This window comes from Pontibacillus sp. ABV4_188 (genome assembly GCF_056311905.1).
This window is the reverse complement of the sequence record NZ_CM149975.1, coordinates 3,618,166-3,638,057: the sequence shown is the minus strand read 5'-3', so window position 1 is coordinate 3,638,057 and position 19,892 is coordinate 3,618,166. Positions and strand designations below refer to the sequence as shown.

General features: G+C 40.4%; 8 protein-coding genes. 5 read left to right on the top strand and 3 right to left on the bottom strand.

Features of this window, described 5'->3' with window-relative positions:
• Window positions 1-13 precede the first annotated feature (13 nt).
• Both ACYX4O_RS18320 and ACYX4O_RS18315 read left to right on the top strand, forming a co-directional pair.
• Window positions 14-4,288 (top strand): S8 family serine peptidase, encoded by a 4,275-nt coding sequence (locus tag ACYX4O_RS18320; protein WP_476352953.1) that lies wholly within the window; start codon window positions 14-16, stop codon window positions 4,286-4,288.
• A gap of 443 nt (window positions 4,289-4,731) precedes the next feature.
• Complete coding sequence (locus ACYX4O_RS18315; RefSeq protein WP_476352952.1) at window positions 4,732-4,932, top strand: cold-shock protein; 201 nt, start codon at window positions 4,732-4,734, stop codon at window positions 4,930-4,932.
• Window positions 4,933-5,151: 219 nt separating this feature from the next.
• On the opposite strand, the gene ACYX4O_RS18310 is transcribed toward ACYX4O_RS18315, so the two are convergent.
• On the bottom strand, window positions 5,152-6,465 hold the full coding sequence (locus tag ACYX4O_RS18310; protein WP_476352950.1) for an HRDC domain-containing protein: 1,314 nt from the start codon (window positions 6,463-6,465) through the stop codon (window positions 5,152-5,154).
• A gap of 649 nt (window positions 6,466-7,114) precedes the next feature.
• A complete protein-coding gene (locus tag ACYX4O_RS18305; RefSeq protein WP_476352948.1) occupies window positions 7,115-8,713 on the bottom strand; it encodes an amidohydrolase in 1,599 nt (532 codons plus the stop codon).
• A gap of 1,057 nt (window positions 8,714-9,770) precedes the next feature.
• On the opposite strand from ACYX4O_RS18305, the gene ACYX4O_RS18300 reads away from it, so the two are divergent.
• The gene (locus tag ACYX4O_RS18300) at window positions 9,771-10,982 is read left to right on the top strand and encodes a S8 family peptidase (RefSeq protein ID WP_476352946.1); all 1,212 of its coding nucleotides are present in this window, start codon (window positions 9,771-9,773) and stop codon (window positions 10,980-10,982) included.
• Window positions 10,983-11,223: 241 nt separating this feature from the next.
• On the opposite strand, the gene ACYX4O_RS18295 is transcribed toward ACYX4O_RS18300, so the two are convergent.
• Entirely contained in the window at window positions 11,224-11,799 is a 576-nt protein-coding gene (locus ACYX4O_RS18295; protein ID WP_476352944.1) for a hypothetical protein, read from the bottom strand.
• A 227-nt stretch (window positions 11,800-12,026) separates the two neighbouring features.
• Here ACYX4O_RS18295 and ACYX4O_RS18290 point away from each other — a divergent pair, with 227 nt between their 5' ends.
• Both ACYX4O_RS18290 and ACYX4O_RS18285 read left to right on the top strand, forming a co-directional pair.
• Window positions 12,027-12,284, top strand: coding sequence for a hypothetical protein (locus ACYX4O_RS18290; protein WP_476352942.1), 258 nt, complete (start codon window positions 12,027-12,029; stop codon window positions 12,282-12,284).
• Between the two features lie 300 nt (window positions 12,285-12,584).
• Complete coding sequence (locus ACYX4O_RS18285; protein WP_476352940.1) at window positions 12,585-19,871, top strand: SpaA isopeptide-forming pilin-related protein; 7,287 nt, start codon at window positions 12,585-12,587, stop codon at window positions 19,869-19,871.
• Window positions 19,872-19,892 lie beyond the last annotated feature (21 nt).

Genomic DNA, 19,892 nt, shown 5'->3' with positions numbered 1-19,892 from the left:
GGGGATAAGAGTATTGAATGTTAAACGTATTATATCCGTACTATCGATTCTTCTGTTAGCGTTTACAAGTTTCTTTACAACCGTTTCTCCGGTAAGTGCAAATAGTTCCAAATCTCTGAACCTGAACACCAAACAGACATACGAAAAGTTACAACCAGAACGATCGATTTCTGAAAGCCAAAAGCAAAAGAGTTTAATGCGGAAAATGGATAACAACGTTCGAGTAATCGTTGAAATGGAGGGGGATTCCCCTATTGAGTATGCCACCAAGCGTGGTACGTTATATAAAGATTTGTCAGAGTCTAAGAAACAAGAATTAGAACAAGAAGCTAAATCTATCCAAAATGAAGTTCAAGAAAAAATTCAATCTGAAAAAGTGACGCTAGACGTGAAAGAAACGTTTACAACCGTCATTAATGGATTTAGTGGACAAGTGAAAATGAGCGAAATTGAGCAAATCAGAAACCTACCTAATGTGGAAGATGTGTACATATCGACTAAGTACAACAGACCTCAACTTCCAGACATGGATAAAAGCCATGATTTTATACAATCCTACCAAACATGGGGAGATGCGCAATTTAAAGGTGAAGGACAAGTTATTTCCGTTATTGATAGCGGGGTAGATCCTGAACATAAAGACTTCAATATTACATCACCAGACGATGTCTCTCTAACTCAAGAAACGACTGAAGCAATAGTTTCAGAAAACGACCTTCCTGGAAAATACTACAACACTAAAGTTCCATATGGATATAATTACTACGATAAAAATGACACAATACTAGATTTAGGACCAAATGCTAGTATGCACGGCATGCACGTTGCTGGTACAACGGCTGCTAATGGTGAAATTAAAGGGGTAGCTCCTGAAGCCCAGGTGCTAGGTATGAAAGTATTTAGTAACGACCCTAATTTCCCTTCAACTTGGGAAGATATCTATATAAAAGCAATTGATGACTCGATCAAACTAGGCGCAGATGTCATCAATATGAGTTTAGGTAGTACCGCAGCATTCTATGAATCTGAAAATATTGCAGACCAAGCGATTACGAAAGCTACAGACAACGGCATCGTTGTGTCTGTTTCAGCAGGTAACTCCGGACACATTGGTTATGGTTACCCAAGCCTGCCACTAGCTGATAATCCAGACATTGGTGTAGTCGGTTCCCCTGGGCTCTCCAAAAACAGTATTCAAGTAGCGGCTACAGGCAACTACACGTACTTGTATGAAACATCCATTACAGTAGGAGACGTAACAGCTACTGGTTATGGTGCCGATGATTGGGATGAATCGTTTGAAGCTACAGAACTCCCAATTGTAAGCATTGGAGGGAAATACGGTCACCCTGAAGACTATGATGGTGTCGATGTAGATGGAAAAATCGCTCTTGTACAGCGCGGGGAGCTTTCTTTCTATGATAAGTCGGTAAATGCAAAAGAAGCTGGTGCTGTAGGGATTATCGTATATGATCACGGTAATGGTGCCTTCTATAAGGATCAAGGAGGATGGGACATTATCCCGTTCATGATGATCTCAAAAGAAGATGGAGCGGCGATCGAGGCAGCCATTTCAAATGGTGCTGAGAATGTTTCGTTCTCCACGTCAAATAAACAAGAAGGACCTGAAGTAGGGCAACTAACAGAGTTTAGCTCTTGGGGTACAACACCAAGCCTTGAGCTGAAACCTGAAATCTCAGCACCAGGTGGCAACATCTACTCTACGTTCCAAGATGATGAATACGGTATTATGAGCGGTACTTCAATGGCGGCCCCTCACGTTGCAGGTGGTTCAGCTCTAGTGATGCAATACCTAAAAGAAGAGTTTCCTGACCTTAAAAATGGACAGCTCTCTTCCTTTGCAAAAGTATTACTAATGAACACAGCAGACGTCATCTTTGACGCTTCTGAACAACCAGTCTCACCTCGTCGCCAAGGTTCCGGAATGATGCAAACCTTCGCGGCAGTCAACACACCAATCACCGTAACAGAAGAAAATTCTGGGGAGGCAAAAGTGGAATTAAAAGATTTCACAAGCAAGAAAATCAACTTCTCTCTAGAAGCGGAAAACCATAGTGATGAATCAATCTCGTATTCTATTGATACATCCGTTTTAACAGATACTGAACAAGATGGTAAGAACTTGTTAATTGCTGGGGATACAGGTGCTGATGTGAAAGTGAGTAACGCTAATTATGAAGATGGCGTACTAACAATCCAGCCAAACAGTACAGAAACGATCGATGTCACAATCGACCTATCTAATGCAACAATGCCAGAAACTAGTGAAGAACTAAGAGAAAACAGTTTCATTGAAGGGTTCGTAACATTAACGAATGAAACGTATCCAGACGTCTCAGTTCCATATGTAGGTTTTTATGGTGAATGGGATGAGCCGGACATTTTTGATGGGAATGTTGATTTAGGAGAAGAATCGTTTTATGGATATGCAGGCATGTTGGATCAGCAATCAGAATTTATGACGCCAAATACTGATGATGAGTATGCCATTTCTCCAAATGGTGACGGATACAACGATGGTGTCATACCATTACCTTCATTCTTGAGAAATGCTAGAACAGTAGAATACAATATTTTAGACGAAAACAAAGAAGAGTTACGTACTGTTCGTGAAAACAATTATGTGCGTAAAAACTATTACGATGCAGGGGATGGGTCCTTATACTCATACGACCCTAATCGTCTTTGGAATGGAACTGTTCAATTCAATAAGGTGGAAGATGGAGAATATTTCTATGAAATGAAAGCAAAAGTGGATTATGAAGATGCTAAATGGCAGACGAAACACGTCCCTATTGTCGTTGATACAGTGAAACCAGAAGTCGATGTAACATTCGTAGAAAAGGACAATAAGATTACTTGGGAAACTACAGAAGAAGGATCCGGTATTCGAGGGTATGACGTCTATGTTAACGGAGAGAGTGTGTTAGAAAGTCTTCTGACAGATACAGAGTACACGTTAACAGGAAGTGAAGAAGGAACGTCCGTATCCGTTGTAGCTGTCGACTATGCGATGAACATTGGTGAATCGACTATTTTCCCTTACGACGACAACATTCCGGTTATCAGTCTAACATCACCTGAGCCACTAACAGGCTACGGCTCACAAGAGATCCTTGTAGCGGGTAGCGTAACAGATGCTACTGAAGTAAGTGAGTTTACAGTGAATGGTCAATCCGTAGAGATTGTTAAAAATGAAGAAACTGGAGCATACGATTTTGAAACAAAGGTTACGTATGAAGAAGATGGTGTGAAAGAAATCGCAGTAAGCGCCAAAGATGTGAAAGGGAACGACATTTCCATTACCCGTACTATTTTCGTTGACAGTACACCTGGTGAGATTGTTGTGAACAGCGCTACACCAAATTATGTTGAATCGTACGTATCCAACTATGAATTGGATGTAACGTTAAAAGATAACTATCGCCAAATGGATTTCTACGTGAACGATAACCATGAGTACAATTACGAGTTTGATGTACCTCTTCGTATGGACGGACATGAAGAGAACATGCAGCTAGATTTACCGTTAAAACAAGGTGAAAATAGTTTCCTATTACGCTTAGAAGACTTAGGTGGTCATGTTACGACAAAAGAAGTGAACATTTACAGACTAGCTAAAGGGGAAGATGAAGGAGAAGGCGGGGATGACGGTGGAGAAGATGACAACGATCAAGGTGGCTCCACTACACCGAACAAAGTAACCTCTGAAGTCATTTCTAAAAATGATAAAAAGCAAGTCAGCTTGGAACTTGATGGAGCTGGGGACATCTACTATACGACTAACACGTCGCTAGTAGAATACCAGAAAAACGGTAACCAAGAATCCTATCAATTCGCTGAAGATGAAAATCAGTTACAAAAATGGGAGAAATACACGGAGCCTTTTGAAATTGAGCAAGACGAAACGGTGTTTGCTGTAGCTATGCATCAAAATGAAACAGGCCCTATCACAAAAGTCGCCTCACCTGCTGTGAAGAAGTGGGAGAGCTTGACTGGTATCTCGAGAGATAAGCAGTTTACGATTGAGTTTAATGAAACCTTACAATCTTCCACTGTAAACGAAGATACAGTATATGTAACAAAAGAGAGTGGCGCGAAAGTAAGCGTAGACGTTGCTTTATCAGACGATGGGAAAAAGATTGTGGTTGATTCGAAGTATGGATATGACCTAGGACAGACATACACGTTACACATTTCGCAACATATTAAAGCGGAGAATGGGTACTTCCTTAAAGAATCTGTAGAGATGGAGTTCTCAAGATAGATGAATGGAAGCACGGGGGCGGTTCCCGTGCTTCTTTTTAAAGGTGCGCAGCAAAGGGCTTCTCTGACTTTATAAGAAGTTAATACGTGAAAAGGTCACAGATAGAAGGTATCTGTGACTTTTTTTGTAGTTAGAGGGGGAGAAAGGTCATTGATTGGGCTAATCAATGACTTTTTGAAGATAAACTGTTAGTAAAAGGTAGGAGATCCATCTGTTCTCTGCCCTTTTCGCGTGCTTGCTCTGGTGAAATGTAAGAGAGGAAGTCCCGTGTTTCTTAAGTAAATCTGAGCACGATGATTCATATCGTATGCTCCAAAGCTATGCTATAGTGGTAATTAACTAATTGTTGTTCGGATTAATAATCATGAGTATTTGAAGCATCTTAAGAAATTGGTAGAGCAAGAATGGTAATATTCGTGCAAACAGCACGTGGAGGAATTGAAATGAATAACGGTACAGTAAAATGGTTTAACGCAGACAAAGGTTTCGGATTTATTGAAGTAGAAGGTGGAGACGATGTATTCGTTCACTTCTCTGCAATTCAAGAAGAAGGCTTTAAAACGCTAGAAGAAGGTCAAGCCGTTTCTTTCGATACAGAAGAAGGAAACCGTGGACCACAAGCAGCTAACGTTGTGAAAAAATAAATCATACGAAAGAGCTCTTTCCTAATAGGAAAGAGCTCTTTTTTTCGGAAACACAAGGGCGGTCCCCGTGCTTCCTCCCAGTGAATATAACACCTTAATTAGGCGGCACAATGGGCCTTCTGCTAAAAAAACTTCTTGAGCTTCTGATCGTTCAAGAAGGTTTTTTATATACCATGGATTTAAAGAGAGGTGGGCCAAGGTACCCGTCCCTGTGTCCCATTAATTCTTGGTTTTTACAATATCTAAAATTTCCTGACCATAATCCTCGGCCTTTTTGGGTCCAATTCCTTCTATCTCTAAAAGTTCTTTAATCGTTTCAGGTTGCTTATCGAGAATAAATTCTAAAGTGTTATTTGTGAAAATGTAAAAAGGTTTCACATTTAACTCTTTTGAACGTTTGGTTCGAAAGTCAGTTAAAGCTGTTTTTATTCCTTCTCTGCTGAGATTTTGCGACTGTATTTTTGGATCCGGCTTTTTGGCTACGTGATCATCGGTATGATTGTTATTTATAATAGCCAATAGATCCTCACCAAATTCCTCTACCTTTTTAGGGCCAATCCCTTCGATCTCTAATAGTTGATCTTTTGTTTCTGGTTTCCTCTCTATGAGACTATCTAATATTTTATTTGTAAATATTAGATAAGGTTTGACGTTAAGCTCTTTTGATCGTCTTGAACGAAAAGTTGATAGTGATTTTTTTATATTTTCATCATCACTACTGTTACTCCTATCATTTGCAATAGGTTGCTCGTTTGTTAACTCTTTCTGTGGAGTATGCGATTTATCTAGTATGTAATCCTCAATGTTAAAGGGCTTTTCTTTACTATACTTTAAGATTGTATCTGCAATATTATAGACATGGTGATCTGCCATAAATACAGGGGACTTTACATCTAATTCACTTTTTATAAATGACTTGATTTGATCATGTCGAATAACACTTGAGTGTATACTTGCAGGAGCTTTTTTAGAAATGTCTAGAATGGTTTTAGGATTTGCGAACGTAACCGCATATTTGACTGGGCACTTTTGAATTGCTTTTTGATCCTTAAGAATTTTTTCGAGAATGGCTACATGTCTTTCTACTTGGTTGATCGGGCTATACATACCCTCTTTGTTGATGGTTTTATTATTCTTCTTTATCACTCGTTGGAATTCACCTTTATCGGTAATATGTATATTGCCAAATAATTTTTTAACTTCTAGAACCATAATGAATTTATGAGTAATGATAACGAAATCTAACTGAGCCTGGTAATCCTCATATTCAAGATATACATCATGAAGAACCAGCATGGGAAGCATTGAATTTTGTAACTCAAATAGGACGTTTTTCTCACCTGCTTGCCCTATGGAAAACAATTTTAAATGGCTTTCCACTTTCTTTAAATCGACGTTCGGTGCTTGATCTTCTGCCAATGTAGTTAAGTTTGTAATTAAAGGTGACTTTTCGTTAAATTCTTTATAAATCTCAGGCTCTTTAATTTCTCTTTTATCTGTTAAGATATTGAAAACATTTTTTAAGAAAGACATTCTGTATCCCACTTTCTATTATCATTTTGTGAAAAAATATGTAACATTTTGTAAGTTATAGTTTAATTATAGCAAAGAATGAGGATTTATGGGGACATAGGGACAAGTTCATTGTCCCCACACGTGTACTCTAGAAAGAAAGAAGCACAACTGCTCCTACGCCCAAAAAAGCGTTCTGAGTCTAACGCTAGATTAAGAAGAGATTTCTTAGCAGGGTCCCTGTGTCCCACACAAAAAAGCAGACTGGAATCCAGTCTGCTTTTGGTATGTTAGTCGAATAAATACAATGTATTAAGAGAAGAGTACAACCAATATTTAGTGGAACGAAGGGACGAGGTACCTGTCCCCCTGGACCGTTATCGTGTTTTTATTTTATTTTCGAACAGATAATTGATCAAAAATATTCCGCCTATGGTTAAAGGTAAAACTACAATAATAAAATTCTTATCCCTTGGTATGCCATATACATTGGGTAAGTAATTTAAGAGAAACAAATATACAACCATAATAATTATTTTCAATGCTGTTTTCAATTTTAAACATCCTTAATAAGTATTTATAAAAGAAGCACAGGGACGATTTCAGTTCTTCTTTTCCCATACTATATGAAAATATTGGTTGGGGGAAGCACTAGAACCGTCCCTGCGCTTCAAGCCCGATAAATGCTCTTCCCTTCTTTAATCGTCTCTACCACTTGTATATCTCGAATAGAATAAGGATCAACCTTGAGCGGATTCTGGTCTAACACAACAAGGTCAGCTAGTTTCCCTTCACGAATGCTTCCTTTCTCATGTTCTTCATGATACTGATAAGCTGCATGAGTGGTAACTGCTTGTAGGGCTTCATACGTACTCACGCGTTCTTCAGGACCGATGTCTGCACCTGATCTTGTCTGGCGGTTGACGGCACACCAGATTGTATGAAGCATATCAGGTTTTAGTACGGGAGGATCCTGGTGGAAGTTCACACATAAGCCACGGTCTAGCGCAGAGCGGGCCGGGCTGATCCGACGTCCTCTTTTGTCGCCTAGATTCTTCAGGTGCACATCTCCCCAATAGTACGTATGAGCCATAAAGATAGATGGGATCATCTGAATACGGGCCATCTGATCGAGTTGGTCATTCCGTACGGTCTGGCAGTGAATCATAACAGGGCGGAGGTCGTTTTTATCTGCTCGATCGGATGCTTCTAATGCTTGTTCGTACAAGGTGAGAAGCTGATCTGAGGCTGCGTCCCCATTGCAATGAGTTAAGAGTTGAGCGCCGTCTTCGATGGCTTCTGTGGTGTAAGCTTTCACCTCTTCATCGGTATACCACGGGTAACCTCGATAACTGTCTTCACCTTCATAAGGTTCTGTAAGCCAAGCTGTTTTCCCTTGTGGCGTTCCATCGAGGAAGATTTTGTAACCACCAATCTTAAAACGATTGTGGTAAGTCTTTGCATAGTCGGGGTTCTCCTTCATGATCTCACGGCCTCCCCCGTCCATCGTCGGGTAAGAGACGACATCAATCTGAAGTTTCTCCTGTTGTGCTAGCGCTTGAAAGAGCTGTACGGTCTGTTTGGAGCTAGCCCCGTCTTGGACCGTTGTAATGCCGTTCTTAATATAAACATCCTGACCCTGTTCAGCTATTTTGAAGTGATCCACGTTTCCACCGGAGAAAGCTTGCTGGACCGGCTTCATAGCGCCTTCCTCCAAATAACCGTTTGGCTCAAGGCTCCCTTTAACACGTCCGATTGTGCCGCCATCTTCATCTGGCGTATCTTGTGTAATCCCTGCTACTTCTAAAATTTTATCATTGCCGCATCCCAAATGTCCGGAAGCATGTAGGATGAAAATTGGCACCGTCCTAGAGACTGCATTCAGAATCTCTTTCGTTGGATGCTGTTCTTCTTCTAACCGTGTCGGATCATAGCCAAATCCAATCACAGGTATACTAGCGTCCTGGTGATAGTTTTTCATATAAGTTTCTAAAGTGTGTTGTATCTCAGCAAAAGTTGTACATTCGCTAAGGTTGGCCATCTGCTCGACTGGCCCGACAAATGAAATATGTCCATGTGGGTCAATAAAGGAAGGCATAAGCGTCTTCCCTTTAAGGTCGATTCGTTTTACAGATTCGTTGGCTTGTGCTTCAAGCTCAACCTTTGATCCTTTCCGTTGAATCTTCCCATCTCTCACTAAAACAGCTTCTACTTCTTCGTTTTCTTGCTCCATTGTAATAATGTCGCCACCGTAGTATAAGGTTTCCATGCTATCTCTCCTAACTCTAGTTCATCTGGGTATTTGTTGTGAAATTCTCACTAGAGGTCAGACAGAGCCATTCAACAAGAAAGGTTCTGTTGGCCGATTGGGAACAGGTCCCGTAATGGTAATCATGACATGCTGAATGAATGTTCCTTCATTGCATTCAAGCATTCGAAAAGCATACCATTTATTCTGAGCCGTTTACTAGGTCATAAAGTCTTAAGGATTGGTCGATTAGAGAGGTAGAAGAAGCGTGACTTTTGAATTACAAATCATGGGGCGAGGGTAAAGGGACATAGGGACGGGTTCATTGTCCCGGTAAGCTAGTACTCTTCTATATTTAAGAAGCCTTACCAAAGGCGTTATGATTTAAGAAACCCTTCTTAAACGAATGTTTGATCAAGAAGGGTTTCTTGTTACATACTGGTAAGAAGAAGTGGGCCAAGGTACCCGTCCCTGCGTCCCAAAGGAAGCGTGAATTCCCACGCTTCCGCTTTACTTTCTGTAATAAAGGAGGGAGGTCCTATTAGGATCTATAGCCCAGTAGTATTTGTTTTTCTGTTAGTAATACATATTACTTGGTTCTATTATGTATTTACATATAGCAACCTTTCCAATCCAGAAGTGATCTTAGTGAATTTTCCCTTACTAATTGGGATGATTGCTTATATTGTGGTTTATTTTAAGCGTAAAAATAATAATTCTAGTACATAGAGAGGTTGCTTATGGCAACCTCTCTTTTTTGAATATAGAAATACAGCGCTGGCTCGTAAATCTAGAATAACAAATTTGCGCAAACATACAGAATTTAAGACGTTTTGGAAAGATGACATCGTTCAAGTACACCCCAGGTATACAAATCGGTTTATTTGAGGTGTATAAACAAACGTTTTACCAGTATTTACATGAAATCGTTCTTTTTTTAATAAATGCTCCCTGACTTCTACCTCTTAATCCTTCTTTATCGCTTCATGTTTCCCAAAGCGTAGGAAGAGGTTTATAGGGTCTATGTGTGTAATTTTAACCATAAGTTAGACCGAATCTATTAGGGAGGAATGAGTTAATGAAAATGAAGATGAAGAAGCTTGCTGGTTTATCGTTAGCGGTTACGATGTTGGTATCACCTGCACTGGTGGAGGCTGCGCCTAAGGATGACATTGATCAGCCAAAGCAAATTAAGGAAATCAATGTCCAAAAAGAAAAAGGAGCTTTTGTAAAAGGAGAAGTCGTGGTTCAATTCAAGAAGAATACCCCAGGGAAAGCGAAGGGTCAACTTTTAAAGGGTATGGGGGCTACTGAAGTTCCTGATACAGATGCAGTTAAATCAGAATTTAAAGTATTGAAGGTGGGAAATGTAGAAGCCGTAGTGAAAGCTTTAAACAAAAACCCATTAGTTGAGTATGCTGAACCGAATTACCTTTTTGAAGCAACGTGGACACCGAATGATACGTATTATGCTGGTTACCAATATGGGCCGCAGAATACAGATACGGAAGCTGCATGGAATATTACGAAGGGAAGTGCCTCACAAGAAATAGCTATTATTGATTCTGGCGTTGATTATAACCATCCTGATCTAAATGACAAGACCATCAGAGGATACGACTTTGTGGATAATGATTATGATCCAATGGATTTAAATGATCATGGTACGCACGTAGCCGGTACAGCTGCTGCCGAAACGAATAACTCAGCAGGTGTTGCTGGTATGGCTCCAAATACATCAATCCTTGCAGTTCGTGCACTGAATGCAAATGGAAGTGGCTCTCTCGCTGATATTGCTGATGCGATTAAGTATTCTGCAGACTCAGGAGCAGAAGTAATCAACTTGTCCCTTGGCTGTGACTGTAGTACGACTACTCTTAAAAATGCTGTGAATTATGCGTGGAATAGTGGATCCGTTTTAGTAGCAGCGGCTGGAAATGATGGGGTTTCCACTACATTTGAACCTGCTTCTTATAGCAACGTGATTGCTGTAGGAGCAGTCGACCGCTACAACCAGAAAGCCTCCTTCTCGAATTACGGAACGTGGGTCGATGTAACAGCACCAGGCGTAAGTATCGCTTCGACGATGCCATATAGTGGATACGCCTATATGTCAGGGACCTCAATGGCTTCGCCTCATGTAGCTGGTTTAGCTGCCTTGTTAGCAAGTCAAGGGCGCAGCAACAGTGAAATAAGAGAAGCGATTGAAGAAACGGCTGATCCGATTTCGGGTACAGGGACTTATTTTGAACATGGGGTAATTAACTCGTTGGATGCTGTGAACTATTAATGGGACTTGGGGACATGGGACTTGGGGACAGGTACATTGTCCCCGCATCTGATTTATGATACAACAAGCCTTTGATATGAAAGAAATCAATACGTATTTGAATTGTTGGTGTAGAGAGGATTAATAGACATAGACTAAAAGAAGCACAGGAAATAATCCTGTGCTTCTTTTTATGTGGATTGCCAAGAAGGTGAGAGCTAAACATACAGATGGAACCTGTTCCCTCGGTACACTTGAGAGATTACCAGTTCACAGACCTTACTGTATCGAAGCCATTATGGGATTGGTAATACGAGTTTGTGTAATTATACGGATAAATTATAGAAGGTGTGTCCCAATAAGATCGACTTGGTGTCGTTACAAGCGTTTCGTATTCGAACTCTGCTCCTTCATAGTAGCTAGTCCATACTAGCTCGGAACAATATGTATATGTCATGTCTTTAGGGTTAGGTGTAATAGAGTAATCTTTATATTTACCAGATCCCCAATAGAAATAATTAAGGGCATAGGCAGCAGCGTCATCGCCAATTGCATGGCTATCTGGACGAACAACCTTTGTCGAATCATACTTACTGTACCATTCTGAAATGCTGATCCGTTCTGGGTTGCTGTTTACGTCTTGAATGTGAACAACGTTTTCCCCACCATTTACAACAATTCCTGTGTGCCCAGTTAATCCTTTTACAGAAGTATCTTTCGTAACAAGGATATCACCATCTTGGTGAGAGAAAGCCGCAACGGTCATATTTGGAGTGAATCCTACGATGGATACTAGTGTGATAAATATTCCTGCTAGATTCAATAGTTTTTTTCTCATTTCTTCATCTCCTCTAAAGTAAAATATGATCACCGGTGATGGAACCGAATATACTGGATAATAATGTTTAACTCAACCATTTTTATGAAAAAAGGTATAAATTATTCAGTTTAAAATAAGCGGAAGAGGACTAATCTATCAAATGTTGGAATTAATATTGAGGGGGAAAAATCTTTATAGTACAATCTCTTAAACTATTCTTGATAGATAAGAAAAGGAGGGGAATGATGGATCCGTTTTTATTACAGCTTGTTATTATACCGATAATTGTCATAGGGGTGGGGGTGTTGACCTCTGTTAAAGTTAAAAGAGTTTGGGTGGCGCCTGTGGTTACCTTAATAGCCAACCTTATTATTGAACTTGTGCAATCCATTACGATTTATTCCTCACTTCATTTAACGGTTTATAATGTTCTATTTCCAGCCTTGGCATTACTCGTATCTCTTTTTATCATCCCGAATCTAAGAGAGGGATCAGGGACATAGGGACGGGTTCCTTGTCCCTACAAAAGGCGTTGTGATTTAAGAAACCCTTCTTAATCGAATGTTCGATCAAGAAGGGTTTTTTTATTACATAATGGTAAGGAGGAGTGGGACAAGGTACCCGTCCCTATGTCCCACTTTAACAAACCATTTTTTTCTTTTTTTATGATAAAAAGTCCTCAAGTAATGTTATGATGAAGGTGTTGAATAAATTGTTCCAATAGAAATCTAGCATATTTTTTGTGCGAGATTGATAGGAATCGTTTATGGACGCACCTTGACAATTGAAGGAGGTAATAAGAAATGAAGAGAGTATTTTCATTGTTTTTTGCTGTGATGCTTTTATTTCAGATGACAACGAGCTCCTTTAGCTTTACACCAACTATTTATGCTCAAGAATCTGTAGTGAAAGATGTCACACAGGAAGGAACCACAGACTCTTATCGAACCAATTGGTCTGTAGAAGGGATGGTCATTACCGAGGGCACACCTTATGTGAAACAGTTGCCTGAACGACTAAAAATCCCAACTACTCAAAAAGGGTCTCTAACGATAAGTGACATTATCGTAGGAAGCTATGAAATAAAGAAAGCAGGTAATGTAACTCTCCTTTTTAACGAAGAGATACATAACTACCCAGATGGAAATGGCTCATTTACATTCCATGCACAAGATACAACTCAATTAAACCAGGACACACCTACGGTTACCACTACCAATGATTCGACAACTAAACCTACTAACGGATCATCCTCAGAATCTACTAAAGATGTAACAACCTCATCGCCAGAGCATAATTCAAATGCAGAAACGGCCACCACTGAAACCACACAAGAAGAAACCAAGAAAAATACTACTGAAAAAACGGATGGAACTTCTCCAGATGAAACAGAACAGCCAACTTCAACTTCAGGAGAAGGGAAAACAGAAAATCAAACAGAAAAAACGGAGACTAGCGACTCCTCTTCAAAAGAATCGGATCAACAGGAAGTCTCTAATGAAGAACAAACAAATGAAACCAAAGAAGAAGGTACAAAAGAGGGAACGGATACTCCTAATGACTCTAAGGATGCAAACGATGGAGTGACCGATTCAACCTCTGAGCAGAACACAAGAGACGCTTCAGAAGAAAATGCGGAAGCTGGAATGGATCCAGAGTCAACAGAAAAAGATGGTACAAAACAAGAGAAAGAAAGTAAGGATGAAAACTCCAGCACAGAGGATCAAGAGCTCTCAGAAGGGAAGACAGATGAGAACTCTGAGCAGGATCAGTCTGATCTGTGTGAAGATCATGCTGTAACAGAAGACACAGAATCTTCTGCTAAAGAAGAAGGACAAAAATGTGAGGAATTAAAACAGCAAAGTGAGAGTTCTCCTAAGACACTGGGAGAGTTAAAAGCTCTTGCCGGTGAAGCTATAACAGAAAACATTCTGACTGAAGCCTCTTTATCTTATGATGGAGACGCGGCAGGCATTGATACGGTTATTGCTATTGATTATAAGTGGGCGTTAGAGAATGGGCATGGGTACAAAGCTGGTGCTCAATTTAACTTCACAATACCACCAGAACTTGAGGTTTATAATGCCGTAGATGATGTTCCCCTTACGTTTAATGGTGAAACAATTGGATATTTCTCCATCGATGAAAACGGGAACGCGACGATTCTTTTTACAGAGTTTATTGAGCAGTATTCTAATATTAATGGGAAGCTTCAAGTCTTAACAGAGTTAAGTGAAGAGACCATTGTCACAGAAGATAAAGAAATTCAAGTAAAGCCAATTAAAGACGGAGCATCCATTACTATTCCGTTAGACTTTAGTCCAGGAGGTAAGAGCGTTGTTAAAAGTGGCGCTACTGTAGGGAACTCCTATAACGCTGAAGAAATTAATTGGACCGTCGATTTTAATAAACAATTGAAAACACTTTCTAACGCTGTTCTACAAGACCCCATCCAGGCAGGACAGACCTTAAAACCAGGTAGTCTGCAAGTCTACAAGCTCGTAACCCAGCTGGATGGCACTGTAACAGAAGGAGATTTAGTTGGCTCCGGAAGTTATTCTGTGGGTCAAGTAAATGGTGGGGACTTTACGATTGAATTCAACGATGACATTCAAACGGCGTATAGGTTGAAATACACGACTACGTTGACAGACCAAGACAAAACATCATTCACAAACGACGCAACATTACTGTCAGATGGAAATGTAGTCGATAATGCCAGTGCCCGTGTGAACGTTAAACGTGGCAGCCCGCTTGAGAAGAAAGCTATCGGGTACGATTCTGTTACACAAACAATCGAATGGCAAATCAAGTATAACTACAATGAAAAAACAATCGCTCAACAAGATGCGGTGCTAGAAGATTTGTTTACAGGGAGTCAGGAGCTCATTAGCGATTCATTCTCTGTCAGTAAAGTTACCATTAATGGTAACGGAAACGAATCAGGCACAGAAAATTTCACGAATTATACCATGACTCCTAAAACAGAAGGCGACAAAAACGGGTTTACGTTCCAGTTTGATGAAGATGTAGACGCGGCCTATAAGATTACCTATAAAACGAAGGCATCTGAACGCGTTTTCGAATCAGAGAAGATTACAAACACAGTAGAAACAGGTGGCGTAAGCCGTTCGGCGAGCCGAAATGTGAACCAGCAAATTTTATTTAAAAGCCTGGGCACTCCAAACTACGGGGATAAAACCGTCCCATGGACCATTACATTTAACAAAGATAAGCAAGAAATGAATAACGTCACACTAACAGACGTTTTCACAAATCAAGGGCTAACTTTCAAAGCAAATACACTAGTGATTAAGGAAGATGGGACTACGTTAGAAGAAGGTTCAGATTTTACCCTTACTGAGAATGGGGATGGATTCTCCATTGTATTTTTGAATCAGATCACGGGTAAAGTGACGCTGAGTTTTACGACAGATTTCAATTATGAGGCTAGAAGTGATAAGAATAAAGATTACCTTAACAATAAAGTAGACCTGAATTGGAAGGATGCGGAGAACGAAGATCGAACAAAAACGGTTAACAGAAAGTTTACACCAGACACCTATACAAAATCCAACGGCTTCAAGAATGGTTCCTATGACGCCACAACGAAAGAAATTACATGGAACATCGGAATCAACTACAACTTAAAGACGCTAAATAATGCCGAGGTTCGAGATTATATCGAAGGGAACCAAATCCTCCTGAAAGATACGATCAAAGTGTATAAGATGAATCTGACAGGTGGGGCCAATGGTACAGAACAAAGAGAGTTGGTAGACCCAAGCGAGTATAAGATAGTCGATGATACAGATGGGGCTGGAAATCCTGGCTTTAAAGTCCAGTTCACTAATTCGATTAATGCTCCTTATCAGATTACGTATAAAACGAGCTTGAGTGGTTTGGACCTGGTCAACGCTACTTACTCAAATACCGCCTCCTTGTGGAATGATGGAGCTAAGGAAACTAGTTATTCTGCAGTAGTAAACATTCCTTATGGTGGCAAATATACGAATAAAACAGGTAGCCAAGACGGGAAGATTATCAATTGGCGAGTTGGCATCAACTATGCACAGTCTCAAGTTTCAAACGCTACTATTACAGATAACCCAAGTACAAACCAAGCCTTACTAGAAAACTCATTTACGCTATACAAGACGTCTGTAAGCCCGAATGGATCGGTAACGAAGGGAGAAGCGCTAGAAAGAGGCGTGGATTACACATTAAATCTCTCCCAAGATCCGGACTCGTTTACTCTTCAGTTTAGTAATGAAATTAACGAGCCGTATATCTTAGAATACCAATCTTTAATCTTGGCTCCGCCACAAGAAACAGTATCTAACAACATTTCTTTTAACGGAGAATCGATTGAAGAGGTCACGAATGAGTCGAGTTCTTCTATTACGGTTAAGCGTACAGCTGCATACGGTGACGGAACCGGAGAAGTAGGGGCTCTCACCGTGACGAAAAAAGACTCAGAAACTGGAACTAGCTTAGAAGGTGCCGTATTTACCTTAAAGGATGCAGGAACGGGCACGGTTATTGGCACTAAAACTACAAATAGCGACGGGGAAGTTCTTTTCGAGCGCTTGCTATACGGAAGTTATGTGCTCGTTGAGGATGAAGCACCAGAAGGGTATGTTAAGCAAAACGGAAGCACTACTATTACAATCGATCAAGCCTATGACAAAGAAGATCCCGTGAAAAATGGAAACACTATTACTGTAAACAATGATGAAGTGAAACAAGGCGTCCAATTAACGAAAAAAGACAAGAAAACTGGAAATGTATTAGAGGGCGCTGTATTTAAATTAATTGATGAAGAAGAGAACGAGGTTCAGACAGGGTTAACAACAGAGGCCGATGGAAAACTTGTTGTTGAAGATTTAGAACCAGGCTCCTATCAATTTATTGAAACGAAAGCACCGGTTGGTTATGAACTGAATACCAGCCCGAAATCGTTCAAGATTAGTAAGGATCAAACCACCTATAGCACGATTACCTTTACAAATGAACAACGTAAAGGTTCTGTTGAACTTACGAAAAAAAGTGAAGCAGGTAATGTATTAGAAGGAGCGGTTTACAAGCTTCTAAGTAAAGATGGCCAGGTGATCCAAACCGATCTGAAGACTGAGGAAGATGGAAAGCTTACAGTTAATGATCTGGCTCCTGGGGATTATAAATTTGTAGAAACAGAGGCGCCATTTGGTCATGAAGTGAATGAGTCCCCTGTACTATTCACGATTCCATTTAATCCACAAGAAGTTGTCACAGTTTCTCAAAATGATGAGTTAAGCACATCTTCTGTGGAATTGACGAAATATGGTGAGGATAATGCTTTCCTCGGTGACGAAGGGAAAGTATTAGAAGGTGTCATCTTTAAGCTGCTAGACGAGAATGGCATGATACTTAAAGATGAACTGAAAACTAATGCACAAGGAAAGCTCGTAGTGAATGATTTAAAACCTGGCACATACACGTTCCAGGAAACAGACACATTAAATGGATACCAGCTTCTCGAAGACCCCATCTCCTTCACCATTGTATTAGGGCAAACAGAGGCAACTGAAGTAAAAGCCGTAAATGACCTTAAAACAGGTTCTGTTACCCTAAACAAAGTAGGAGAAAATAAGGAACCTTTAAAAGGTGCTGAATTCAAGTTACTAGACGGGGAAGGCAATGAATTACAGTCTGGTTTAACCACTTCAGCTGATGGAAGCATTACGGTTGAAGACTTGAAACCAGGCAATTATCAATTTGTCGAAACAAAACCGCCATTTGGTCACGACTTGAATGAAACTCCTGTACCATTTACGATTTCTTTTGATCAAGAAGAAACCATTACAGTGACACACGAGAATGAGCGCAGCACAAGCTCAGTGGAATTAACGAAATATGGAGAAGATAATGCTTTCCTTGGTGACGAGGGGAAAGTATTAGAAGGGGTCATGTTCGACCTGGAAACACTAGACGGGAAGACGATTCAGTCTGATCTATCAACTAATGGAGAAGGAAAGATCGTCGTTTCCGACTTAAAACCAGGTAACTATCAATTTGTAGAAACGAAAACGTTAGACGGATATGTTCTTGATGGGACACCAGTTCCGTTTGAAATTAAGCTTGGACAGACAGAGAGTACAACCGTGGAAGTAACCAATGACCTGAAAACAGGTTCTGTTCAGATGTTGAAAGTTGGAGAAGACAACGAGCCTTTAGAGGGCGCGACATTCAAACTACTCGATGAACAGGGGAATTTGTTGCAATCTGATCTTACAACGAATACGGACGGCTTAGTCGTAATTGAAGACTTAAAGCCAGGCAACTATCAGCTCGTCGAAACAAAGTCGCCATTTGGCCACGACTTGGATGAAACCCCTATACCATTTACGATTTCTTTTGATCCACAAGAAACCGTAAAGGTCACAAGTGGTAATGAGCAAAGCACAAGCTCGGTGGAATTAACGAAATATGGTGAGGACAATGCTTTTCTTGGTGACGAAGGAAAAGTGTTAGAAGGTGTTACCTTTAAGCTGTTAGGTAAGAATGGCAGAGTGGTGAGAGATGAACTGAAGACTAATGAAGAAGGGAAGATTGTAGTAGGTGGTCTGAAACCAGGATCGTATACTTTCGAGGAAACAGAAACAATTGACGGATACCTACTTCTTGAAGATTCCATATCCTTCACAATCAAATTAGGTCAAAAGAGTTCAACCAAAGTAAATGCCATTAACGAACTTAAAACCGGTTCTGTTACCTTAAGCAAAATAGGGGAAGATAACGAACCTTTAATGGGAGCTGAGTTTAAACTATTAGACGCTGAAGGCAATGAGTTAGAGGCTGGTTTAACCACTTCAGATAGTGGAGAAATTACGGTTTCCGGCTTGAAGCCAGGCCAGTATCAGTTTGTTGAAACAAAAGCACCATTTGGTCACGACTTGAATGAAACTCCTGTACCATTTACGATTTCTTTTAATGAAGAAGGTGTAATGGTAACAAGTGAAAATGAGCGTAGCACAAGCTCAGTGGAATTAACGAAATATGGTGAGGACAATGCTTTTCTTGGTGACGAAGGAAAAGTCTTAGAAGGCGTCAAATTCGATCTGGAAACAACAGACGGAGAGACGATTCACTCTGATCTATCAACCAATGCAGAAGGCAAAATCGTCGTTTCCGAGTTGAAACCGGGTAACTATCAATTCGTAGAAACGAAAGCGTTAGATGGATATGTTCTTAATGAAAAGCCAATTCCGTTTGAAATTAAGCTTGGACAGACGGAACGTATAACCGTTGAAGCAACCAACGATCTAAAAACAGGATCTGTTCAACTGTTGAAAGTAGGAGAAAAGAACAATCCTTTAGAGGACGCGACATTTAACCTCCTTGATGAACAGGGGAATCTGTTACAGTCTGATCTTGTGACGAACGCAGATGGCTTAGTCGTAGTTGAAAGCTTAAAGCCAGGTAAGTACCAGTTCGTAGAAACGAACGCACCTGTAGACTACTTGCTCGATGAGACTCCTGTCTTTTTTGAGATACGCATGAACCCAGATGAGATTACTGAGGTGAAAATGGAGAACAAACGTAAACGTGGAGCTGTCACGATCGTGAAAGTAGACGAAGACACCGACGAAACGCTAGCAGGCGCTGTATTTGAAGTTGTGAATGCAGATGGTGAAGTGGTCATTACGGTCACGACAGGTGAAGATGGTTCCATTACTGTGAACGATTTAGTTGTTGGAGATTATCACTTAGAAGAAACGAAAGCACCAGCTGGCTACGTGAAGCGAGAAGATCCAATTTCGTTTACGATAACAGCGGATCAAGAAGAAGCTGAAAGAGTCACTGTACAGAACAAGCAACAAAAAGTTAAAGAAGAAGATACAAAAACAGATGAAGATTCATCTCCGACAACAGATGACAGCTCAACAGATGCTTCTGGAAAAGGAGATCAACACCAAGATGATGAGGTCAGCTCCGATGAGCTTCCTCAGACTGGCGAACAATGGTTACGTTACCTTCTTTATATCGGCCTTGGATTTATCGGAACAGGATCCATGTTGATTGTTAGAAGGAGAAGAGTAGCAGAGTAATTTCAAAGAAAGGATGAATGG

Coding starts and splice junctions, on each gene's coding strand:
- ACYX4O_RS18300 (WP_476352946.1), top strand. CDS start 9,771: ATGAAAATGAAGATGAAGAAGCTTGCTGGTTTATCGTTAGCGGTTACG.
- ACYX4O_RS18285 (WP_476352940.1), top strand. CDS start 12,585: ATGAAGAGAGTATTTTCATTGTTTTTTGCTGTGATGCTTTTATTTCAG.
- ACYX4O_RS18295 (WP_476352944.1), bottom strand. CDS start 11,799: ATGAGAAAAAAACTATTGAATCTAGCAGGAATATTTATCACACTAGTA.
- ACYX4O_RS18305 (WP_476352948.1), bottom strand. CDS start 8,713: ATGGAAACCTTATACTACGGTGGCGACATTATTACAATGGAGCAAGAA.
- ACYX4O_RS18315 (WP_476352952.1), top strand. CDS start 4,732: ATGAATAACGGTACAGTAAAATGGTTTAACGCAGACAAAGGTTTCGGA.
- ACYX4O_RS18310 (WP_476352950.1), bottom strand. CDS start 6,465: ATGTCTTTCTTAAAAAATGTTTTCAATATCTTAACAGATAAAAGAGAA.
- ACYX4O_RS18290 (WP_476352942.1), top strand. CDS start 12,027: ATGGATCCGTTTTTATTACAGCTTGTTATTATACCGATAATTGTCATA.